General features: G+C 65.0%; 21 protein-coding genes. 13 read left to right on the top strand and 8 right to left on the bottom strand.

Features of this window, described 5'->3' with window-relative positions; translation table 11 throughout:
- The first annotated feature begins 113 nt into the window (after window positions 1–113).
- The 5 genes from A5733_RS06550 (at window position 114) to A5733_RS06530 (ending at window position 5,389) form a co-directional block, all read left to right on the top strand.
- Window positions 114–854, top strand: a complete 741-nt coding sequence (locus A5733_RS06550; RefSeq protein WP_067771458.1) for a TetR/AcrR family transcriptional regulator — start codon at window positions 114–116, stop codon at window positions 852–854.
- An 80-nt stretch (window positions 855–934) separates the two neighbouring features.
- A complete protein-coding gene (locus tag A5733_RS06545; protein ID WP_076239520.1) occupies window positions 935–2,476 on the top strand; it encodes an NAD(P)/FAD-dependent oxidoreductase in 1,542 nt (513 codons plus the stop codon).
- Between the two features lie 75 nt (window positions 2,477–2,551).
- Window positions 2,552–3,514 carry a class 1b ribonucleoside-diphosphate reductase subunit beta gene (gene nrdF, locus A5733_RS06540; RefSeq protein WP_076239519.1) on the top strand — a complete coding sequence of 321 codons (963 nt, stop codon included), beginning with the start codon at window positions 2,552–2,554 and terminating at the stop codon, window positions 3,512–3,514.
- A gap of 521 nt (window positions 3,515–4,035) precedes the next feature.
- Window positions 4,036–4,398, top strand: coding sequence for a hypothetical protein (locus A5733_RS06535; protein WP_076239632.1), 363 nt, complete (start codon window positions 4,036–4,038; stop codon window positions 4,396–4,398).
- Window positions 4,399–4,480: 82 nt separating this feature from the next.
- Window positions 4,481–5,389 (top strand): hypothetical protein, encoded by a 909-nt coding sequence (locus tag A5733_RS06530; protein WP_076239518.1) that lies wholly within the window; start codon window positions 4,481–4,483, stop codon window positions 5,387–5,389.
- A gap of 503 nt (window positions 5,390–5,892) precedes the next feature.
- On the opposite strand, the gene A5733_RS06525 is transcribed toward A5733_RS06530, so the two are convergent.
- The 3 genes from A5733_RS06525 to A5733_RS26955 form a co-directional block, all read right to left on the bottom strand.
- Entirely contained in the window at window positions 5,893–6,954 is a 1,062-nt protein-coding gene (locus A5733_RS06525) for a YihY/virulence factor BrkB family protein (protein WP_076239517.1), read from the bottom strand.
- Between the two features lie 30 nt (window positions 6,955–6,984).
- Entirely contained in the window at window positions 6,985–7,188 is a 204-nt protein-coding gene (locus tag A5733_RS06520) for a hypothetical protein (RefSeq protein WP_067766825.1), read from the bottom strand.
- A gap of 861 nt (window positions 7,189–8,049) precedes the next feature.
- A complete protein-coding gene (locus tag A5733_RS26955; RefSeq protein WP_142253832.1) occupies window positions 8,050–9,405 on the bottom strand; it encodes a hypothetical protein in 1,356 nt (451 codons plus the stop codon).
- Between the two features lie 327 nt (window positions 9,406–9,732).
- On the opposite strand from A5733_RS26955, the gene A5733_RS06515 reads away from it, so the two are divergent.
- The gene (locus A5733_RS06515; protein WP_076239631.1) at window positions 9,733–11,109 is read left to right on the top strand and encodes an alpha/beta hydrolase family protein; all 1,377 of its coding nucleotides are present in this window, start codon (window positions 9,733–9,735) and stop codon (window positions 11,107–11,109) included.
- 5 nt (window positions 11,110–11,114) lie between these two features.
- Here the strand turns inward: A5733_RS06515 and A5733_RS06510 are convergent, their stop codons facing one another.
- On the bottom strand, window positions 11,115–12,566 hold the full coding sequence (locus A5733_RS06510) for an LLM class flavin-dependent oxidoreductase (RefSeq protein WP_076239516.1): 1,452 nt from the start codon (window positions 12,564–12,566) through the stop codon (window positions 11,115–11,117).
- A 143-nt stretch (window positions 12,567–12,709) separates the two neighbouring features.
- Between A5733_RS06510 and A5733_RS06505 the strand changes: the two genes are divergently transcribed.
- Window positions 12,710–13,060 (top strand): DUF3349 domain-containing protein, encoded by a 351-nt coding sequence (locus tag A5733_RS06505; RefSeq protein WP_067766819.1) that lies wholly within the window; start codon window positions 12,710–12,712, stop codon window positions 13,058–13,060.
- 65 nt (window positions 13,061–13,125) lie between these two features.
- On the opposite strand, the gene A5733_RS06500 is transcribed toward A5733_RS06505, so the two are convergent.
- The 3 genes from A5733_RS06500 to A5733_RS06490 all read right to left on the bottom strand — a co-directional run bounded on the left by A5733_RS06500 (window position 13,126) and on the right by A5733_RS06490 (window position 15,703).
- Complete coding sequence (locus tag A5733_RS06500) at window positions 13,126–14,175, bottom strand: NAD(P)-dependent alcohol dehydrogenase (RefSeq protein WP_076239515.1); 1,050 nt, start codon at window positions 14,173–14,175, stop codon at window positions 13,126–13,128.
- Between the two features lie 159 nt (window positions 14,176–14,334).
- On the bottom strand, window positions 14,335–14,610 hold the full coding sequence (locus tag A5733_RS06495; protein WP_076239514.1) for a YciI family protein: 276 nt from the start codon (window positions 14,608–14,610) through the stop codon (window positions 14,335–14,337).
- 10 nt (window positions 14,611–14,620) lie between these two features.
- A complete protein-coding gene (locus A5733_RS06490) occupies window positions 14,621–15,703 on the bottom strand; it encodes an iron-siderophore ABC transporter substrate-binding protein (RefSeq protein ID WP_076239513.1) in 1,083 nt (360 codons plus the stop codon).
- A gap of 176 nt (window positions 15,704–15,879) precedes the next feature.
- Here A5733_RS06490 and ctaD point away from each other — a divergent pair, with 176 nt between their 5' ends.
- From ctaD to A5733_RS06475, 3 genes are read left to right on the top strand one after another with little or no spacing between them, the layout of a single operon-like run.
- Complete coding sequence (ctaD, locus tag A5733_RS06485; protein WP_067766884.1) at window positions 15,880–17,607, top strand: cytochrome c oxidase subunit I; 1,728 nt, start codon at window positions 15,880–15,882, stop codon at window positions 17,605–17,607.
- Between the two features lie 42 nt (window positions 17,608–17,649).
- On the top strand, window positions 17,650–18,900 hold the full coding sequence (gene serB / locus A5733_RS06480) for a phosphoserine phosphatase SerB (protein WP_067766881.1): 1,251 nt from the start codon (window positions 17,650–17,652) through the stop codon (window positions 18,898–18,900).
- Window positions 18,901–18,944: 44 nt separating this feature from the next.
- A complete protein-coding gene (locus tag A5733_RS06475; RefSeq protein ID WP_067766807.1) occupies window positions 18,945–19,253 on the top strand; it encodes a hypothetical protein in 309 nt (102 codons plus the stop codon).
- 7 nt (window positions 19,254–19,260) lie between these two features.
- Here the strand turns inward: A5733_RS06475 and A5733_RS06470 are convergent, their stop codons facing one another.
- Window positions 19,261–20,700, bottom strand: coding sequence for a PLP-dependent aminotransferase family protein (locus A5733_RS06470; RefSeq protein WP_076239512.1), 1,440 nt, complete (start codon window positions 20,698–20,700; stop codon window positions 19,261–19,263).
- Between the two features lie 64 nt (window positions 20,701–20,764).
- Here A5733_RS06470 and A5733_RS27670 point away from each other — a divergent pair, with 64 nt between their 5' ends.
- Genes A5733_RS27670 through A5733_RS06460 form a run of 3 tightly spaced genes read left to right on the top strand, consistent with a single transcriptional unit; the run spans window position 20,765 to window position 22,424 of the window.
- On the top strand, window positions 20,765–20,911 hold the full coding sequence (locus A5733_RS27670; protein ID WP_198938741.1) for a hypothetical protein: 147 nt from the start codon (window positions 20,765–20,767) through the stop codon (window positions 20,909–20,911).
- On the top strand, window positions 20,908–21,624 hold the full coding sequence (locus A5733_RS06465) for a YitT family protein (protein WP_067771610.1): 717 nt from the start codon (window positions 20,908–20,910) through the stop codon (window positions 21,622–21,624). Before A5733_RS27670 ends, A5733_RS06465 begins: the two co-directional genes overlap by 4 nt.
- Entirely contained in the window at window positions 21,585–22,424 is an 840-nt protein-coding gene (locus A5733_RS06460; protein ID WP_067771641.1) for an ABC transporter ATP-binding protein, read from the top strand. The genes A5733_RS06465 and A5733_RS06460 overlap by 40 nt, the downstream gene beginning before the upstream one ends.
- The last annotated feature ends 2 nt before the right edge of the window (window positions 22,425–22,426 follow it).

The raw sequence follows: 22,426 nt of genomic DNA, 5'->3' as shown, positions 1-22,426 counted from the left end.
CCGAAGCGCCGCATCGGCAGCTCGCCGGGCGAACGGCCGGGTCAGGCGGCAAGACCGCGTGTTGACCGGCGGTCTGGGCAGGTCAGCCCCGCCGGGGCGGGTACAGTAATCGGGTGCGGCGAGCGTCGAGATCACATTCCAGCGATGGCCCGGGCGTCAAGGTCGATGCCCGTAGCGAGCGCTGGCGTGAGCACCGGAAGAAGGTGCGCTCGGAGATCGTCGACGCCGCGTTCCGGGCGATCGACCGGCTGGGTCCGGAGCTCAGCCTGCGCGAGATCGCCGAAGAGGCCGGCACCGCCAAGCCCAAGATCTACCGTCACTTCGCCGACAAATCCGATTTGTTCCAGGCGATCGGTGAGCGGCTGCGCGACATGCTGTGGTCGGCGATCTTCCCAGCCATCAATCTGCGCGCCGATCCGGCCCGCGAAGTCATCCGGCGCAGCGTCGAACAGTATGTGCGCCTGGTCGACGAACACCCCAACGTGCTGCGATTTTTGATCCAGGGCCGGTTCGCCGAACAGAGCGAATCGACCATGCGTGCGCTCAACGAAGGTCGGGGCATCACGCTGGCGATGGCCGACATGTTCTCCAACGAACTGCGCGAGATGGAGCTGGACGGCGCCGCGATCGAATTGGCGGCGTTCGCCACCTTCGGCGCGTGTGCCTCGGCCACCGACTGGTGGCTGGGCAACGACGAGGACAGCCCGCGCCGGATGCCGGCCGAGGAGTTCGTCAACCACCTGACCACGATCATGGTCGGATCCATCAACGGCACCTGTGAACTGTTGGGCATCTGGATCGACCCCGATCTTCCGCTGCACGAGGGTGTTCAGCGCCGTCAGCACGCCAGCTGACGCTCTCATTGACAGTCGCAACCGGAGTCCGGAAACTGGGAATTATCCGGTACCGCCGTTCCCAGAAAAGGACCTGAGCTATGACGGCTGCCCAACCCTCGCCGCAGGGTCAGGAACCCATCCGCACCCGCGCGCTGATCATCGGCAGCGGGTTCTCCGGCATGGGGATGGCGATCGAACTGCAGCGCCGAGGCGTCGACTTCTTGATGCTGGAGAAAGCCGACGAGTTCGGCGGCACCTGGCGTGACAACACCTACCCGGGCTGCGCCTGCGACATTCCGTCGCACATGTACTCGTTTTCCTTCGAGCCGAAGGCCGACTGGAGCCACATGTGGTCGTTCCAGCCGGAGATCCAGGATTATCTGCTCGGGGTGGCCGCCAAGTACGGGCTGCGCCGCTACACCCGGTTCAACACCCACGTCGACCGCGCGCACTGGGACGACGAGGAACTGCGCTGGCACGTCTTCAGCGACACCGGCCAGGAGTTCGTCGCCCAGTTCCTGGTCTCCGGGGCCGGCGGCCTGCACATCCCGCTGATTCCGGATATCGAAGGGCACGAACAGTTTTCCGGCGCGGCCTTCCACTCCGCACAGTGGGATCACAGCGTCGACCTGACCGGCAAGCGCGTCGCGGTGATCGGCACCGGCGCCAGCGCCATCCAGATCGTGCCCGAGATCGTCAAGGACGTCGCCGAGCTGCACCTCTACCAGCGCACCCCGGCATGGGTCATGCCGCGAGTGAACACCAAGTTCCCGCAATGGGTTCGACGCGCGTTCAGCTTCGTGCCCGGCACCCGCGCTGCGATGCGGGCCGCCATCTACTGGATCCACGAAGGCGTCGGCTTCGCCATGACCCAACAGCCCTGGCTGCTCAAGATCGGCGAGGCGATGGGGCGCTACAACATCAACCACAGCATCAAAGACCCGGAGCTGCGCCGCAAGCTCACCCCGCGCTACCGCGCCGGATGTAAACGAATCCTCAACTCCGACACCTACTATCGCGGCATCGCCAACCCCAAGACCCAGGTGATCACGGAGTCGATCTCCCGCATGACACCTACCGGCATCGTCACCGCCGACGGCGTCGAACATCCGGTGGATGTCGTGGTGTTCGCCACCGGGTTCCACGTCACCGACTCCTACACCTACGTCGACATCAAAGGCGCCGGCGGCGAGGATCTGGTGGACCGGTGGAACCGGGAGGGCATCCAGGCCCATCGCGGTGTCGCGGTTTCCGGCATGCCCAATCTGTTCTTCCTGCTCGGGCCCAACACCGCGCTAGGGCACAACTCGGTGGTGTTCATGATCGAATCGCAGATCCGCTACGTCGGTCAGGCGATCGCCGCGGTCGACAAGGCCGGGGCGCAAGCGTTGTCCCCGAGCCCACGCGCCCAGGCCGAGTTCAACGCCGAACTGCAACGCGATCTGGCCGGCACGGTGTTCAACACCGGAGGTTGCCGGAGTTGGTACATGGACACGCACGGCGTCAACCGCACCCTCTGGAGCGGCATGACCTGGCAGTACTGGCTGGCAACGCGCAAGCTGGATGCGGGGGAGTTCGATTTCCTCCATGCCGGACGCGACACGAAAACACTAGATGCGGGGGTCCCCGCCGGTGCGTAACCCCAGGGGTAGTGTCGTGGGTGCCGTCCGGCAAACACAACGACCTGGTGAAATGGGGTTCTGGTGAGCGAAGGCATGAAGCTGATCGACCGTGTCTCAGCGATCAACTGGAACCGGCTCCAGGATGAGAAGGACGCCGAGGTCTGGGACCGGCTCACCGGTAATTTCTGGTTGCCGGAGAAGGTGCCGGTGTCCAACGACATCCCGTCCTGGGGAACGCTGACCGACCACGAGAAGCAGCTGACCATGCGGGTGTTCACCGGCCTGACCCTGCTGGACACCATCCAGGGCACGGTCGGTGCGGTCAGCCTGATCCCCGACGCGCTCACCCCGCACGAGGAAGCCGTCTACACCAACATCGCCTTCATGGAGTCGGTGCACGCGCGCAGCTACTCCAACATCTTCTCCACCCTGTGCTCGACGGCCGAGATCGACGACGCGTTCCGCTGGTCGGAGGAGAACCCGAACCTGCAGCGCAAGGCCGAGATCGTCATGCAGTACTACAAGGGTGACGAGCCGCTCAAGCGCAAAGTGGCCTCCACGCTGCTGGAGAGCTTCCTGTTCTACTCGGGCTTCTACCTGCCGATGTACTGGAGCAGCCGGGCCAAGCTGACCAACACCGCCGACATGATCCGGCTGATCATCCGCGACGAGGCCGTGCACGGCTACTACATCGGCTACAAATACCAGCGTGGCCTGGCCCTGGTTGACGAGGAAAAGCGTTCGGAGCTCAAGGATTACACCTACGAGCTGCTGTTCGAGCTCTACGACAACGAGGTCGAGTACACCCAGGACCTCTACGACGAGGTCGGGCTCACCGAGGACGTCAAGAAGTTCCTGCGCTACAACGCCAACAAGGCCCTGATGAACCTTGGTTACGAGGCGCTGTTCCCGAAGGACGAGACCGACGTCAACCCGGCGATCCTCTCGGCGCTCTCACCGAACGCCGACGAGAACCACGACTTCTTCTCGGGCTCGGGTTCGTCCTACGTGATCGGCAAGGCCGTTGTCACCGAAGACGAGGACTGGGACTTCTAAGTCGCTGGTCAGGGCGCTGCTTTTGGCAGGGCGGACGGTCTCGGCTGGGCATGTCCGGTCGGCCGCACTGTGACGAATGTGTAGCCCTTCGGTGGGAAATCTGAGAAATGTCGACGTCTTCCTACACACTCGTCACAGCGTCCAGAACAGATGTCAGCAGCTCCCCGTGACTCCGAGTTCGGCCTGAACCGGAACTGAGGAAGCAGGGCTGCGGGTCAGGTCAGTACACCCGGCAGAGTCATACCGGCGCGTACGGCGCACTGCAGTCCATCGTCGCTCTCTCGTCTCGGACGCGGCGAGGCTGATCGACTCGACCATCAGCATCTGCCCATACGCCGTCCTCGGATCGAACGGCTTGCACAGCGACCATAGCCGGGCGCCACATTCCCCTCACTGCGCCGTTCACCTCCAAGCCATGCAGCATCGAGGGCTTCTCTGAAACCCGCACGGAGACAGCGGATGAGCGGTGGGTCGCCCGGAAACCCCTGGTGGCCGTCCACCTGCCGTGCAATGCTCCGGGCATGCCCGAGATCGGCTCGCGGAAGCGGAACCTCCCCGCACCCCCGCGCGTGGTGTTCGAGGATCTGAGTGTGCCGAACCGCAGCGAAGCCCGGCCGTGGCTATACCTGCTCGAAAACGAGGTGGCGCCAGATGTCCTGGAGTCCCGGGAGCCGGGCTACGTGGTGTGGTCCTCGCTATGGCCGTGGCGACCGGACGCACGGATCACCTTCGAGCTAGCGGGAGCCGGCCCCGGTGGAGGTACCGATCTGCGGTGGACGCTCAGCGTCGAGGAGCCGGCGCCCGCGGAGAGCTTGACCGGCCACATGCGCAAGCGGATCAACACCTTGATCCACGCGAACCTTCGCCACACGTACGGTCAGTAGCGCCCGGCTGCCTGCAAACGGGGCGTTTCCTCGGTGGGACATACGGCCGACACACCGACCCTCACCCACCTAATGTGTCGACATGGCTTACCCCTACGTGCTGCGAGCCTTACCGGACGTCGTCGAACTGTGGTCAACGATCCGCTTGCCGTATCAACCACGCGACTGGGTGCTCGAGATGCGAAACGACCTGTGTCGAGCGCTGCGCGACTCAGCGTCCAGATCGGGTGGGCACCTGCACGCGGTGTACAGCGCAGCCGACGATGGCGCGTTCGTCGACACCGAGAACGTGTTGCTTTTCAACGTCGGCAGCGGCGCGCTCCGGCCACTGATGGCGCGATCGGTAACCTTCGAACGCGGCTATGGGATTCCGCCGCCGCCGCCGGGCAGCGGACTGACCGAAGGTGCGACGCTGCACTATCAGCGCTACCGCGAGGCATGCCACGACGCGTTCGAGTTCTGGAGACCGGGCAAGCAGTTGGCCGCGTTTACCGGCGTCCCGGTGGATTCCGTCGACGCCAAGCCCGCGCCAGTGTGGAAGGCGATCCGGGACTTCGCGGCGCCGCCAGCCGAGACAGCCAGTGCGCCATCACAATTCCTCCTAGACCTTCACGTAACGGACACGAGAGAAACCAAGGCTGCGAACTCGCTGGTCTACATCGTCAAGCCGACCCTGGACGGCATCATCAGCGCCTATCACAACCATGAAGGTTCTGATGGCGTTGTCGAAGCTCAGCGGCTCGAAGAGGCAGGCCTGGGATCGAAGGAGACGCTGCGCGACCAACTTCTCGATCGACGCTGGGCCGCACTCGGGGGAAGGCGACTCGTGTCATCGTTCGGTAAGACGGGAGTGCAGTGGAATCCTGCCGATGACCTCTGCGTCGCCGCCCACATCACTCTCAGCGTCGGCGATTCGGTTGAAGACGGCCACCATGCCCGGTGGCGGCTGTCCGGTGAGTTGGCGGAGGCCATCCCCGTGCGCGAGGGTTGACAATTGCGGTGGTCAACGAACGGATGCATGACGACAGACGGGTCGCACGTGTCACTCGGTCGGCCTCCGCTCCGGACATGACCGAGTTGTCTGCCGCCGTCGAGCTCTGCGAATGCTCCCGACGCGATCCCGTGGGTTCGGTGGACGGTCGGTGAGTGGAGCCGTCGATCCGCAGTGATGAGGTCTGGGATTCCGAGGCGGACTTCTCCCGCTGGTCATAGTGCAGCTGCTGCATAGCGACGCGGTGGAGCGGTGTAGACCGACCACCCCGTGCCGGCCTGGCGCTCGGGGACCCAACCGCTAACGCAGCATCTTTGCTGCGCCGCGCTCACGGTTCGGGTCGGTATGCCGGTCTCGGCCGGCATGTCCGGTCGGCCGCACTGTGACGAATGTGTACCCCTTCGGTGGGAAATCTGAGAAATGTCGACGTTTTCCTACACATTCGTCACAGCGTCCAGAACAGATGTCAGCAGTTTCCCGCCGAGATCTCCTGGGACTTCTAGTCACGCCCGGCGGCCGCGGGTGCGACGCAACAGGCGCCCGCTCAGCAGTCCACGACGGAACTTCTTGGTGGTCTTGTCGATGACGGACGTGTCGCGCAACGGCAACTGCAGTTCGTCCTCGGCCGGGATGCCGGCTTGCAATTGCCGGCCCCGCTCGAGTTCGGCGTCGACCTCGGCGCCGAACAGCAAGGCCACGTTGGTGATCCATAGCCACAGCAGGAACACCGCCACGCCGGCCAGCGAGCCGAACGTCTTGTTGTAGCTGCCGAAGTTGGCGACGTACACGCCGAATAACAGCGAGGCCACGGCCCACACCACGATGGCGATGGCCGCGCCCACACTGATCCACCGAAACTTCGGCTGCTTGACGTTGGCCCCGAAGTAATACATCACGGCCAGTGCGACTGCCACCAGAAGCAACAGTCCGGGCCAACGGGCGACGTTCCATACGGTCACCGTCGTCTCGCCGAGATGCAGCGCCGAACCGACCGCCTTGGCGACGTCACCGCTGAGCGTGAGCAGCAGCGCGCCCACGGCCCCGCCGATCAGCCCGACCGCGGTCAGCAGCAACTGCTGGGAGCGCAGCTTCCAGGCCGGGCGGCCTTCCTCGACGCCGTAGATGCGATTCATCGCGCGGCTGAAGGCTCCGACATACCCCGAGGCTGACCACAGCGCGCCCAGGATGCCGACCACCAGAGCGAAGCCGGCCGTCGGTGCGCTGGCGAGCTGCTCGATGGGTTGTCGCAGGGTGTCGACGGCGCCGCCGGGGCTGATGTCGTCGACGATCCCCAGCAACGTCTGCGACGTGCGTTCGCTCTGCCCGATCACACCCACCAGTGACACGATCACCACCAGTGCGGGAAACAACGACAGCACCGCGTAGTAGGTCAGCGCAGCGGCCAGGTCCATGCACTGGTCACTACTGAACTCGCTGATGGTCCGCCGGGCGGCGTACCGCAGCGAGGGTCGGGTCAGATCGGCGGGGGAGTCCGGTTTGGTCGGCGCGTCCGGGTCTGGGCGCGAACGGTTTTCGTTTTCGTCGACGGGTGTTGAGGTGGTCATCTCGTGCCGATCATTCGCTCGCGGAGTCGCTCATCGCCCGCTGTGGCGACGTTCCTGCTGATTGGACAACCCGAGCGCCACACCGAGTGCAGACAGGGCGACGATGCCCGCCCCGAGGCCCGGACCCGCCCAGCCGAGGCTCATCGCCGCGACGCAGACGAGGGCCGAAGCAGCAATCAGTATGGCAAATGCCAGAGCGACAGAGTGTCCGCCGGCGGTCGGCTTGTGTTCCATGGCGGTGGGATTACCCGCGGGACGCCCGCTCCACACCGGTTTTCGACTCCCAGGTGCAGCGAACACTCAGCAAGCTGACAGTTGCCGCTGATATCAAGTGAAACCGATGCACCAGTTGATTGCACAAATCCCCAACAGGATTACAACGTGTCGTCGACCTCTGTGACGAATCGGAATGCCAATCGACCACAGCGAGCTTCTCAAGCCGCGGAATGACACTAGGATGGGTTTGGTAGCGAGTGTACAAGAAAATCGCCATCCACAGTGCCGGCTCGTTCTGCAGATTGTTTTTTTGGGTCGTTTGATCTCGCGATTGTCGTGAATCTGCACAACCGAGCTTCTATCTCGAAGCGGTGAGTCCCAATTGATTTCACAAGCGATTACGGAGTTCGACGAATAGTCTTACCGTGTCGGCCGTGGTAGCCGGCTATAAGTCTGCGTGAACTGGCCCGCTTTCTGAATTATCGGATAACGAGTACTATGCGTCCTGACTCGCTAAGGCACACGGCGGCGTAACCGAGCGTTTTGGCAGTCGTAGTGCCATAACTATGGCAATCCCAAATCCCAATCTGGAGTTGTCCAGAACCTTGCTGAACAGCAGGATTCGCATATAGTTGGTTGAAGACGGCTATCGCTTCGTTGCAATCGGCAGAGGAAAAATTTTGGACCAAGGCCGTGCCTTCACCTGCATATGGTCCACACTCGCTGTCAGGTGGAGCTGCCGTAGCAAGACCGGCGCCGCCCAGCGCGCACGCATAGGCACACACGGCACCAGCGAGCGTGGATTTCGTCAACTGGGCCAACATGACGCTTCCTCCATGCGGGGTTCGCTATAGTGGCTGGCCGGCGGTTGGCTCATGGTTATGCAAACAACTGAATTAGAGCGTTCCATGGATTTCGTGATCCATTCCGTCCTTTAAATGTGACCTCCCAGGCTGCTGTTGTCATCGAAGAACCTGAGGGTGTCGAAGGCACGGGCACCGGCAAGGTGTCGTTTCCAATCGATTTTGACCCGACCACCGTCACCTTTTCATCCACTACGACGGCGCCGTTCATTGCTTGCCAACCGTTAACTCCATCTATGACGCGGTTGTGCTCTTTGGACCAATCTTTGCCATTCTCCGAAGTCCATATTGCGGCGTCCATTCGTGGACTATCGGCGAAGGAGTCCAGGCCGAACGCTAGCCAGAGGCCGCGAGCAAAAACGATATCCTGCACTTTTTGGGCCTCGGGTTGGCCAGCGAAACCTGTCGACTTTTCCCAACGTATGCCGTCGTTTGAACTCCAGATCGCGCCATCTTCTGAATTTGCGTTCTTTACATCAGATTTTTCGAAAGCGGGATCGGTTTGTCTGTCATAGCCACAGATGAGCCACGTCCCGTCGATGTACCGGACCGATGCGGTTCCCACTTCATTCAGCGGGCCAAGCGATGTCGACGTCCAATCTTTGCCGCCGTGGCGGAACCATGCAATGGCGTTGTCCCGGTTACCCCCTACAACTATCTCATCCTCATCGTGATGCTCGTAAGCGGTGAAGTGAGTGGCCTCTGCGGGAAAGTTCAACTCGTCAGCGCGCTCAAGGCCATCTTTGCCGTTTCGAACTCTCCAGACCGATCCACGACTTTTGCCACCATCTGAGCTGTCTCTGCCGACGATCAATAAGCCGTTATCGGTGCGCCGCACTGCGCTCATTAGAACTTCTGAGGACGTGCCGTCTGGCAGTGATTTCGAACCAAACATCTGTACGTCGTCCCTGAACGGTTTCCATGTGAAACCATCAGGGGACTGCCAGACGGCGCCGCTGACTGCCGTGTTACCGGTCGTTCCGGGCTGACGGTATCCGACCGCTATGTATCGCTCGCCATCCCATTCGACGCCGTACATTACTGAACGGTCGCTGTCGCCACCGAGACTCACATTGTTCAATGCCTCTATCTCGGGATCGTAGGCGCGTAGAAAAAGACCGATAACAAGCGCAAGAACTAGCGCAATAGCGCCAACAGAAGAGAGTCCAAGCACGGTTCTTTTGTCTACGGCGGATAACATCGAGCGACCGCGCAAGTAGTTGACCGCGATAGGCACTGACCAACTCAATATCAGGCCAGCAAGGGCGCCAAGTATTATTCCGCCCCAAAATGTCCCACCGAACAGCCAGATTATCGCACTTGCGATTCCAGTCGGGACACCGATGGCGAGAATTTTTCCTATTGTCGGCATCTGTCGTCCTCGGATGTGTCTGACACGTCGATTCTTCGCAAAGAAGTGTTACGGCCTAGGCATACTAGGCGCCGGTGTGTAGCCAGCGTTCCCCCTCAAGCGATCTTCCAGCAAGCCAATCGATAACGTGGGTCAGCGAAACCTGCAAAATATTACAACATTCCACCGCCGCCCTTGGTTGCTTGTGAGTTTGCAACCGCAGTAGGTCGACGGCCGCAGATCGGCGTCCTTTAGTCCTTCCACATCCAGTCGCCTGACATATTTGTGGTGTCAGGCGCAGCCACCATCCAGCAAGCTGACAGTTGCCGCTGATATCAAGTGAAACCGATGCACCAGCTCATTGCGCAGATCTCGTTGATCCACGGCTGGTTTCCCGTCGTCGTCCAGACGGTCGCCGCGATGCTGCTGGGCGCTGCGGTGGGTTGGCGCTCGCCGCGCTGGCGTCGACGGCTGTTGCCGGTCCTCGTGGTCGTGGCGGCAGTGCTGGCCGCGCTGACCTACTGGTACATCGACTCGATCGGGGTGGCCGGCAACGCCGGACCGCCGCAGCTGTGGGTGTGGATCGCGTTGACGGCGCTGGCGGTCGGTGTCGCGATTGTGGGGTGGGTGAGTGCCCGCTGGTGGCGACGCACCGCCTCGGTGGCCGCAATCGCCGCATGTGCGGTGGCTTGTGGGCTGACCCTCAACATGTGGGTCGGCTATTTCCCGACGGTGCATGCCATGTGGAACCAGCTCACCTCCGGTCCGCTGCCGGGTCAGACCGACCGGTTGACCGTGACCAAGATGCAGCTGGCCCATTTCCAGCCCACCAGCGGCGTGCTGGTCCCGGTGACCATCGACGCCGAAGCGTCGGGTTTCGCGCACCGCACCGAACTCGTCTACCTCCCGCCGGCCTGGTTCGCCAGCAACCCGCCCCCGCGGCTTCCGGCGGTGATGATGATCGGCTCCCAGCTGAACACCCCGGCCGATTGGCTGCGGGCGGGCAACGTGCTGGGAATCATCGACGGGTTCGCGGCGACGCACGGCGGCACGGCCCCGGTGTTCGTCTTCGTCGACGCCACGGGCTCGTTCACCAACGACACCGAGTGCGTCAACGGTGTACGAGGCAACGCGGCCGATCATCTCACCAAAGACGTTGTGCCGTACCTGGTCTCGAACTTCGGTGTGCGCGCCGATCGTGACGGGTGGGGGATCGCGGGGTGGTCGATGGGTGGCACGTGCGCGGTCGATCTGACCTTGATGCACCCCGACATGTTCTCCTCGTTCGTCGACATCGCCGGTGACCTGCGCCCGAACGCCGGCAACAAGGACCAGACGATCAGCCGGCTCTTCGGCGGGGACGCCGACGCCTGGGCGGCCTACGATCCGCTCACCATCATGCGTCGGCACGGCCCGTACTCCGACGTCAGGGCCTGGTTCGAAGTCCCCGCCGCGCAGCATGGCGGTGGCGGGCACGATCCAGCCAATCCCGAGGGACAGGACGTGGCGGCCACCACCCTGTGCGACACTGCCCGAGCGGCCGCGATCGAATGCTCGGTGATCACCGCACCGGGCCGCCATGACTGGGCGTTCGCCAACAATGCGTTTGCCGCGGCATTACCGTGGCTGGCCGGTCAACTGCACACTCCCGGTGTGGAGGAGACGGCGTTGCCGGCGTCGACGTCGGGGCCGCACGCCACGAGTGTTCAGGCCGCCCCGGGCTAGCAGTGCTAACGCCCGCGCGCGGGCTGGGCTGCAGTCGACGCCGACGAGGACGGCAATGTCGAGGGCCGTTCGATGATCGTCGAGTTCGCCCCTCCCACACGGTAACTGGCGCCACGATGCTCGTCGGCGAGCCGGTCCCCGTTGCCCAGCAGCTTGTTGCGCAGGCTGCCCGGTGCGTACTCCGTCTGGTAGGCGCCGCGCTCGGTGAGCACCGGCACCACGTGGGTGATGAAATCCGCGAAGGATCCGGGCGTGATCGCGTAAGCCAGGTTGAAACCGTCGACGTCGGTCTCCTCGACCCACTCCTGCAAGGTGTCGGCGACGTGCACGCCGGATCCGACAATCCGGGGACCCATGCCGCCGATCTCACCCCACTCGGCGATATCGCGGACATTCCACTCACCGCCCTTGTCGGAGGCGGACTGAAATGCCTTGACGGCCGAGAGGATTGCGTTGGAATCCACATTGCCGATCGGCTCGTCGAGGCCGTAGCGGGCCAGATCGACCCCCATCCAGCCGGACATGAACACCAGCGCGCCTTCGGGATCGCCATAGGCCAGGTACTCGGCGTGGGTGGCGTGGGCGGCCTCGTCGGTCTCGCCGGTGATGATCGTGGTGAGGTTGAAGATCTTGGCCGAGTAGGGATCGCGCCCGGCGAGTTCGAGTTCGGCGCGGATCGTGGAGACCGTCTCGCGCAGAAGGGCTTTGGTGGGAGCGGCGGTGAAGATGGCCTCGGCGTTCTCGGCGGCGAACCGCACCCCGCGCGGGGAGGAGCCCGCCTGGTAGATCACCGGGGTGCGCTGCAGCGACGGCTCGGCCAGATGCACGCCCGGAACACTGAAATGTGTTCCGGAGTGGCCGATGTGATGCACCTTGGCCGGATCGGTGAAGACTCCGCGGGCGGCGTCGCGCACCACCGCGTCGTCCTCCCATGAGCCTTCCCACAACTTGTAGAGCACCTCGAGGTACTCGTCGGCGTGGTCGTAGCGCGCATCGTGGGCCGGTTGGTCCGTCTGGCCCATGTTGCGCGCCGCGGCGGGCAGATACCCGGTGACGACGTTCCAGCCAACCCGGCCATTGGTCAGATGGTCCAGCGTCGACATCCGACGGGCGAACGGGTAGGGATGCTCGAAACCGGTCCCGGTGGTGATGCCGAAACCGAGGTGCTCGGTGACCAGGGCCATCGCCGACACCAGCAGCATGGGGTCACCGACGGGGATCTGGGCGGCCTGGCGGATCGCCGCCTCGTCGCTGGCTCCGTACACGTCGTAGGTGCCCAGCACGTCGGCGATGAACAACCCGTCAAATCGCCCGCGCTCCAACAACTTCGCCAGCTCGGTCCAGTAGGTGATGTCCTTGTACCGCCAAGACTGGTCTTGTGGATGGCGCCACAGACCGGGGGACTGATGGGCGACGCAGTTCATATCGAAGGCGTTGAAGCGGATCACACGGGTCACTGGGTGAGCGTGTCGGACCGACGGCCGCGCGTCACCGGTTGTGCTCACGGGGATTGTTTTGGAAGTGCACCACGAGCGCACAGCCGGCCACCTTGTCGGCTTTTCCAGTGGAGAGTTCGGCGGGAAACCGCCAAACTTGCGGAGTGTCAACGAAGTCGCTGCTGATCTCGGTCCTGAACTGGCTACGCGCCGGGTATCCAGAAGGCGTTCCGGGTACCGATCGGGTTCCCCTGCTGGCCTTGTTACGGGCCACCCCGCTCACCGAGGAGCAGGTGGCCGAAGTGGTCCGCAACATTGCCGAGGCCTCCGCGCCCGCCGACATCGACGATCCCATCGAGCGCGACGACATCGCGGAGTTCATCGCCGATGTGTGCCATCACGATGCCGGCCCCGAGAACATCGCGCGGGTGGCGGCCAAACTGGCCGCGGCGGGCTGGCCGCTGGCCGGCGTCGACCTGGTATCCGACGCTGCCGCCGACTCAGACGACCAATAAACGCGTACGCCGCGGATTGCAGTTAAGGGTGACTGCAATCCGCGGCGTTGACGAGGCGCTGAGTATCAGGCGCGCAGCGAGGAGGTGTCGATCACGAAGCGGTACCGCACGTCACTGGCGAGCACACGCTCGTAGGCCTCGTTGATGTAATCGGGCTGGATGACCTCGATCTCGGGGAGCACACCGTGCTCGGCGCAGAAATCGAGCATCTCCTGGGTCTCGGGGATGCCACCGATCATCGAGCCGGACAGGCTGCGACGCATGGCACCGAGCGGGAAGAACGGCACTACCAGGGGCTTCTCCGGAGCGCCCAGCTCCACGAGCGTGCCGTCGCGCTTGAGCAGGCCCAGGTAGGCGCCGAGGTCCAGGTTCGCCGAGACGGTGTTCAAGATCAGGTCGAACTGGCCGGCCAGCTTGCCGAAGGTGTCCGAGTCGCTCGTCGCGTAGTACTCGTCGGCACCCAGCCGCAGGCCGTCTTCCATCTTCTTGAGCGACTGCGACAACACGGTGACGTGCGCGCCCATCGCCTTGGCCAGCTTGACGCCGACGTGGCCCAGACCGCCGAGGCCGATGATCGCGACCTTCTTGTCCGGCCCGGCGTTCCAGTGCCGCAGCGGGGAGTAGGTGGTGATGCCGGCGCACAGCAGGGGAGCGGCCTTGTCCAGCGGGATGCTGTCGGGGATACGCAGCACGTAGTTCTCGTCGACGACGATCGCGCCGCTGTAGCCGCCATAGGTGGGGGTGCCGTCGCGCCCGGTCGCGTTGTACGTGCCGATCATGCCGCTGCCGGTGCAGTACTGCTCCAACCCGGCCTTGCAGTTGTCGCATTCGCGACAGGAGTCCACGAAACAACCCACGCCGACGTGGTCGCCGACCTTGTACTTGGTGACCTCGGAGCCGACGGCGGTGACGACGCCGGCGATCTCGTGGCCGGCCACCACCGGGTAGTTCGGGGTGCCCCACTCGCCCTTGACGGTGTGGATGTCGGAATGGCAGATGCCGGCGAAGTGGATGTCGAAGGCCACATCATGTGGGCCGACCTCGCGGCGGGTGATGCTGGTCTTGGCCAGCGGCTCGGTCGCCGAATTTGCGGCATAGGCGTAAACAGTGCTCATCAAAAGCCCTCTTTGCTCGTCGTCGTGCTTTTCACCGAAGGTTAGCCCGGTTAACTGACTACTGCCTGAAGACGGCAGTCCGCCCAGTGCAACGGCGCAGGCGGCGGCGATAGTCCCGCTGTCGGCTGTGACATGTATCCCGGACAGTCCGGGCCGATGTCACAAGCCTGGCGCGCGGAAGGCCCCGTTGAAAGACGTGCGTTCGCAGCGGATCAGCCCGGCCAGCGTGTAGGGATCGCGGGCGATCAGATCCTCGACCTCCTGCTCGCTGAGGTCCCCGGTGATCAGCACTGCGCCGGTCGCCGATTCCAGACGTCCGGCCAACACGATGCGGCCCGCGGCCACCTCCCCCTCGAGCCACGCGATGTGGGTGGGGCGGGTCTGGTCGACGACGTCGAGCGGTTGGGTGTACGTGGTGGTGAGGACGTGAAACACGTGGCTGAGATTAGTTGATCGGCGCGTTGACCCAGCGCAAGTCATCGAGGATGCCCCGGGCGGCCACGATGTTCTGTCCGGTCTGCCAGACCTCGTTGTTGACCACGAACACCCGATTGTCCCGGGTCGCGGACAATGCCCGCCACGCCGGGCTGTCGAGAATCGCCGGGGCATGATCTCGCGCTTCCGGCGACGCGAAGGACACATAGACGATGTCGGCGTCGGCGATGCGGTAGTCGGCGTCGGTGGTGCTCAGCTCCTCGTAGGGCTTGTCGGTAAATCGTTGAGCCGCACGGCGATCCAGGCCAACTGCGGCGAGCACGCTGCCGGGGAAGTTGTTGGCGCCGTAGACGCGCACGGTGTTCTCGGTCAGCTGTACCACCGAGGCCTGGAAATGCCCGGCGTCGTTCTGTGCGCCGGCGTCGCGGGCGGCGTCGTCGAACTTGGCGATCAGGTCGGCGGCCGCCTCGGCGCGACCCGTCGCCTCTCCGACCGCCCGCAAGGTGTCGCGCCAACCGGCCCCGGGGGCACCGGTGAACACGGTCGGCGCGATCGCCGACAACGCGCCGAAGGACGACGGCGTCAGGGCTGCCGACCCCAGGATCAGCTCGGGCTTGGCGGCTTCCAGGGCGGCCAGGTCCGGCGCTTCCCGGGTGCCGGCCGGGGCCACCTCGTGGATGACCCGGCCCAGGTATGAGGGCTGTTGGTCGGAGCCGACCGGGAGCGCCGCAGCGACGATGCGTGACTGCAGTCCCAGCGCGCACAACGCGTCGAGCTGGTCGCCGGACAACGCCACGATGCGTTGCGGGTCACCTCGCAGCTCCGTGGACTCCGGGATCTCCGAGTTGTCCGCTCCATCTGGCTTGGCGTTGCGGACCCGGCGCGCCGCCTGGTCGGCGGGTGCCGGCTCGGCGGCGCAGGACTCGTCGGGTCGGCGATCGTTTCCCAACACCCCCGCGCCGGCGATCTTGGTGACGCTGGTGGAGATCGACGTCTGACCCGTGGATGTCTGCTCGGCCGTGCCGCACCCACTGGCCAGGGTGGCGGCTGCGGCGATCACGGCGACTGTGGCGCGGGGACGGTTCGTCAGCACCGGCCGACCGTAACATCGACAGCCTTCCCGCTGGTCAGAAGCTCGTAGCCGAAATTGCTCGCGTCGGGACGCCACGCAGTACGACAGTTTGTAGGACCCACGGGCGCGCAGGCCGCCGGGAGCGTTAGGATTCAGTTCGAGAAGCGGGATTTCCCGACGAATCTTTGGAGGATCTCTTGGTAGCCGAAGCGCCCCCAATCGGAGAACTCGAGGCACGTCGTCCTTTTCCGGAACGGATGGGCCCCAAGGGCAACCTGATCTACAAGCTCATCACCACGACCGATCACAAGTTGATCGGCATCATGTACTGCGTCGTCTGCTTCGCCTTCTTCTTCATCGGCGGTCTGATGGCGCTGTTCATGCGTACCGAACTGGCGATGCCCGGCTTGCAGTTCTTGAGCAATGAGCAGTTCAACCAGCTGTTCACCATGCACGGCACGGTGATGCTGCTGTTCTACGCCACCCCGATCGTGTTCGGGTTCGCCAACCTGGTGCTGCCGCTGCAGATCGGTGCGCCCGACGTGGCGTTCCCGCGCTTGAACGCGCTGTCGTTCTGGCTGTTCCTGTTCGGCGCGCTGATCGCCCTCGGTGGCTTCATCACCCCGGGCGGCGCCGCGGACTTCGGTTGGACGGCCTACTCGCCGCTGACCGACGCCATCCACTCCCCGGGCGCCGGCGGCGACCTGTGGATCCTGGGCCTGGCCGTCGGTGGTCTCGGCACCATCCTCGGCGGCGTCAACATGATCACCACCGTGGTCTGCATGCGCGCCCCGGGCATGACGATGTTCCGGATGCCGGTGTTCACCTGGAACATCCTGGTGACCTCGATCCTGGTGCTGATCGCCTTCCCGATCCTGACCGCCGCACTGTTCGGCCTGGCCGCCGACCGCCACCTGGGTGCGCACATCTACGACCCGGCCAACGGCGGTGTGCTGTTGTGGCAGCACCTGTTCTGGTTCTTCGGTCACCCCGAGGTGTACATCATCGCGCTGCCGTTCTTCGGCATCGTGTCCGAGATCTTCCCGGTGTTCAGCCGCAAACCGATCTTCGGCTACACCACCCTGATCTACGCCACGATCAGCATCGCGGCCCTGTCCATCGCGGTGTGGGCGCACCACATGTACGCCACCGGTGCCGTGCTGCTGCCGTTCTTCTCCTTCATGACGTTCCTGATCGCCGTCCCGACCGGCATCAAGTTCTTCAACTGGATCGGCACGATGTGGAAGGGCCAGTTGACGTTCGAGACGCCGATGCTGTTCTCGGTCGGCTTCCTGATCACCTTCCTGCTCGGTGGCCTGTCCGGTGTGCTGCTGGCCAGCCCGCCGCTGGACTTCCACGTCACCGACAGCTACTTCGTCATCGCGCACTTCCACTACGTGCTCTTCGGCACCATCGTGTTCGCCACTTATGCGGGCATCTACTTCTGGTTCCCGAAGATGACCGGACGTCTGCTCGACGAGCGCCTGGGCAAGCTGCACTTCTGGCTCACCTTCATCGGCTTCCACACCACGTTCCTGGTCCAGCACTGGGTCGGTGACGAGGGCATGCCACGTCGGTACGCCGACTACCTGGCCAGTGACGGCTTCACCACGCTTAACGTGATCTCCACGATCGGCTCGTTCATCCTGGGTATCTCGGTGCTGCCGTTCGTGTGGAACGTGTTCAAGAGCTGGCGCTACGGCGAGCCGGTGATGGTCGACGACCCGTGGGGTTACGGCAACTCGCTGGAGTGGGCGACCTCCTGCCCGCCCCCGCGGCACAACTTCACCGAGCTGCCCCGGATCCGTTCGGAGCGTCCGGCGTTCGAGCTGCACTACCCGCACATGATCGAGCGGATGCGCGCCGAGGCCCACGTGGGCCGCGCACATCACCCAGAGCTCGAGTCTGCGGACGCCTCCAGCTGACGGGTGACAGCATCCGGGGGTGAGCCCGTCGAAGAAGTGTCGATCGGTGCTTCACGAGAGCGCTCATCGGTACTGATCACGGTCACCGGAGTCGATCAGCCCGGCGTCACCTCGGCCCTGTTCGAGGTCCTGGCCCGCCATCAGGTGGAGCTGCGTAACGTCGAACAGGTCGTGGTCCGCGGCCGGCTCACCCTGGGTGTGCTGGTCGCGGCGCCGGTGACGGCGACGGCCGACGGCGCGTTACGCCGTGACGTCGAGTCGGCGATCCATCGGCTCGGGCTCGACGTCGCGGTCGAGCACAGCGACGACATGCCCGTCATGCGCGAGCCGTCGACGCACACCATCGTGGTGCTGGGCCGCCCCATCACCGCCGAGGCGTTCAGCGTGGTGGCCCGTGAGGTGGCCGCACTGGGCGTCAACATCGACACGATCCGTGGGGTGTCCGACTATCCGGTGACCGGGCTGGAACTTCGGGTGTCGGTGCCGGCCGGGCCAGACAACGCTGTGTACGGCGCCTTACAGTCGGCGCTGTCCCAGGTGGCGGTCGATGAAGGCGTCGACATCGCGTTGGAGGACTACAGCCTGGCGCGGCGGGCCAAGCGACTCATCGTCTTCGACGTCGACTCCACCCTGATCCAGGGTGAGGTCATCGAGATGCTGGCCGCCCGCGCCGGCATGGAGGCACAGGTGGCGGCGGTCACCGAAGCCGCGATGCGCGGCGAGCTGGACTTCGCCGAATCGCTGCACCGCCGGGTGGCCACCCTGGCCGGGTTGCCGGCCTCGGTGCTCGACGACGTCGCCGAACAGATCGAGCTGACCCCCGGGGCGCGTACCACCATCCGGACCCTGCGGCGGCTCGGCTTCCACTGCGGCGTGGTGTCGGGCGGGTTCCGCCAGGTCATCGAACCGCTGGCGCATGAACTCATGCTCGATTACGTGGCGGCCAACGAACTCGAGGTGGTCGACGGAAAGCTGACCGGACGGGTCATCGGCCAGGTTGTCGACCGGCCTGGTAAAGCCAAGGCGCTGCGTGATTTCGCCCAACAGGTCGGCGTGCCGATGGAGCAGACCGTGGCCGTCGGAGACGGCGCCAACGACATCGACATGCTGGCCGCCGCCGGGCTGGGCGTGGCGTTCAATGCCAAGCCCGCACTGCGCGAGGTCGCCGATGCCTCGCTGAGCCACCCTTATCTGGACACCGTGCTGTTCATCCTCGGCGTCACCCGCGGTGAGATCGAGGCCGCCGACGCGCTCGACGGCATGCTGCGCCGCGTCGAGATCCCTGAGGACTGACACACGGCGAGAACCCGACCGCCGGGCTGTCGTAGGGTAGGGGAATGGCGAACCTCAAGCACACGATCGTGGTCGGAACGTTCGCTGTCGCGGCAGTTCTGGGACAGTTGGCGGTGGCGGCCCCGGCCGAGGCCAAACGGTGCCCGTCCGGAACCAAGGCCACCAAGTTCGACGGCGTGTGCGTGGCCGGTGGTTCCGGCGGCGGGATGGGTGCGGTGGCACCGCCGGTGATGGCGCCGGGCACCGGAGACGCCAACATCCAGAGCCGGCCCGGCCAGCTGCCGACGGTGAACGGAGTTCCGTGCACCATCGAGCATTTCAGCACCTGCTACGCCATGTCGCAGCAGCCCTGATCGCCGATCAGACCACCAGCGTCTGCGGCGGTGCGCTCAGCGTGCCGGTGATGCTGTGCCAAGCGCGCACCAAGAGCTGAACGGCCGCTTCGAGTTCCGGCTCGGGTAGTGCGTAGGGCAGTCGGATGAACCGCTCAAGGGTGCCTTCGACCCCGAACCGCGGGCCGGCAGGCACATTCAGCCCCAACCGCATGGCGGCAGCCGACAACGCGGTGCTCATCGGCGCCGGCAGCCTCACCCACAATGACATCCCGCCGCGTCCGCGGCCTGGTTGCCAGTCAGGGAGTTCGCGGGCCAGGAGCGTCACCAGGAATTCCCTACGGGCGCACAACATTTCGCGACGCTCCGGCAGCACCTCCGCGTGTGCCGTGAGTAGCCTGGCCGCGGCGAGTTGCTCGAGAATGGGAGTGCCCAGATCCACCGACGGCCGGATCGCCGCGATGGCCGCCAGCGTGGCGGGTTCGGCCCGGATCCAGCCGACCCGCAGACCGCCCCAGAACGATTTCGACATCGAGCCGACCGTGAGCACCAGATCGTCGCGCGCCACCGCGGCGGCCAGCGGCTCGGGCGGTGCTTCGTCGATCCACATGTCGGCGATCGACTCGTCGATGATTGTCCGCGTGCGAGTATCGGAGATGAGTCGCCCCAACCGCTTTCGTTCAGCAGCGGGCATGGTGAAACCGGTCGGGTTGTGGCTGTCGGGAATCAGGTACGCCAGGCTCGGGGCGAGCTGTCGTAGTGCGGCCTGCACCGCGTCGAGTTCCCAACCGTCCTCGGTGAGCGCCACGGGGACCGCCCGGGCTCCCGCGGTGGCGATCGCGGTGAGCGCACCGTGGTACGTCGGCTGCTCGACGAGCACCCGATCGCCGGGCCGGGTGTGGCTGGCCAGGATCAGCCCGATGGCGTGTTGCGCACCGGTGGTCACCATGATCTGGCTCGGGTCAGTGGGTAGGCCCCGGGCGCAATACCTTTCGGCGACCGCGGCGCGCAGCGGCACCACGCCCATCACCTCGTGCCCGGGCTCACGCAGATACGGCGCGATGTCGCGGGCGGCGTCGGCGAACGCCTCGAGCACCGCGGTGCCGGGCGCGGCCATCGCCGCCTCGGCCAGGCTGACCGTGGGCGTGGTGGCCTCGGTCGGAATGGGGCCGGCGGCGGGCAGGGCAGTGGTGCTGCGCGCGCCGCGGCGGGCATGCAGGTAACCGTCGTCGCGCAGCTGCGCGAAGGCTGCGGTGACCGTGGTGCGCGACACCCGCAGCGACTCGGCGAGCGCGCGCGCGCGGGGGAGCCGAGACCCGACCGGAACCCGGCCGTCCACGATGAGCAGCCGGATCGCGTCGGCCAGACCGAGATAGGCCGGGCCACTCTGGGTGGACGTGCGCCAGTTGCCAAGCTCGCGGGACAAGAGGTCCACATCGAGGGCGCGGTGGGCCATATCCGTCGACATAATGAGGCCAGTATGCGCTAACTGGCTATTGATGGACAAGCCACCTGGCCGGGATCATGGCGGCATGGCACGGAACTGGATTTCCCGATTGGCGCAGAATCTCCGCCGTCTGCACGATCCCGGCAACGACGCCGGTGTCCGCGATGTGGACGCTCGCCGGGTGCGCAGTGAGCTCGACGCCATCCGCGTCCGATTCCCCGACCACGCATGAGGACCGCACTCACCCGCACCGCCCTGCTCCTGATCGGCCTGTGCGGCTATGGCGTGTCGATGGCGATGATGGTGCGCGCCGGGCTCGGCCTCGACCCGTGGGACGTCTTCCACCAGGGACTCACCCGGCACACCCCGCTGAGTCTGGGCATGGCCTCGGCCGTCACCGGTGTCGTCGTGCTACTGGCCTGGATCCCGTTGCGTAACCGGCCCGGGATCGGCACCGTCGCCAACGTCATCGTCATTGCCGTCACGGTGGATGCCACGCTGGCGGTTCTGCCGGATGCGTCGGCGATGCCGGTGCGTATCGCCATGATGATCGGCGCCGTCGTGCTCAACGCCGTCAGCACCGTGCTCTACATCGGCGCCGGCCTGGGTCCGGGGCCCCGTGACGGTCTGATGACCGGACTGGTGGCCCGCACCGGGCTGTCGGTGCGGTTGGTGCGCACCGCGATCGAGGCGACCGTGCTGGCAATCGGCTGGCTGCTGGGCGGAACGATCGGTATCGGAACGGTGGTCTACGCCTTTGGGATCGGCCCGCTGGTGCAGCTGTTCCTGCGGCTGTTCCCACGATCGTTGTTGTTCCACGATTTCAGCGGCGGGCGTGCCCGAGCCGATCGCGATCCGGTCACTACGATGAGCGAGTGGCCGCAGGGGAACGCACCGACTCGACAATCAACGATGACGACGACGGAACCGACCCCGACCTGTTGATCGACTTCGCGCGGGTGACCCTGCGCCGGAGCGGCAACACCCTGGTCGGGCCCATCACCTGGACCGTCGAGCTGGACGAGCGCTGGGTGGTCATCGGGCCCAACGGTGCAGGCAAGACGTCGTTGCTGCGCATCGCCGCGGCCACCGAACATCCGTCGTCGGGCACCGCCTACGTCCTCGGGGAACGGCTGGGTCGCACCGACATGTCCGAGTTGCGGGCCCGCGTCGGTCTCAGCAGTTCGGCACTGTCACAACGGATTCCCGACAGCGAGGTGGTGCGCGATCTGGTGGTGTCGGCCGGTTACGCCGTGCTGGGCCGCTGGCGCGAGGACTACGAGGACGTCGACTACGTCCAGGCCATCGACATGCTGGAAAGCGTCGGCGCCGAACACCTCGCCGAACGGACCTACGGGACACTGTCGGAAGGTGAACGCAAACGTGTGCTGATCGCCAGGTCGCTGATGACCGATCCGGAACTGCTGCTGCTCGACGAGCCCGCGGCCGGCCTCGATCTCGGCGGCCGCGAGGATCTGGTGGCGCGGCTCAGCGACCTGGCTGCCGACCCCGACGCGCCGGCCATGGTGTTGGTCACCCATCATGTCGAGGAGATCCCGGTGGGATTCAGCCATGCGCTGATCCTGTCCGAGGGCAAGGCGGTCGCCTCCGGTCTGTTGACCGAGGTGTTGACTGCGGAGAACTTGTCCAAGGCGTTCGGTCAGTCGATCGCGCTGGACGTGATCGACGGGCGCTATTTCGCCCGGCGGACCAGGAGCCGTGCGGCGCACAGGAGGCGAGAATGAGC

The sequence above is a fragment of the Mycobacterium sp. NS-7484 genome, assembly GCF_001953975.1.
Classification (GTDB): domain Bacteria; phylum Actinomycetota; class Actinomycetes; order Mycobacteriales; family Mycobacteriaceae; genus Mycobacterium.
This window is presented reverse-complemented; position numbering and strand designations above follow the sequence as displayed.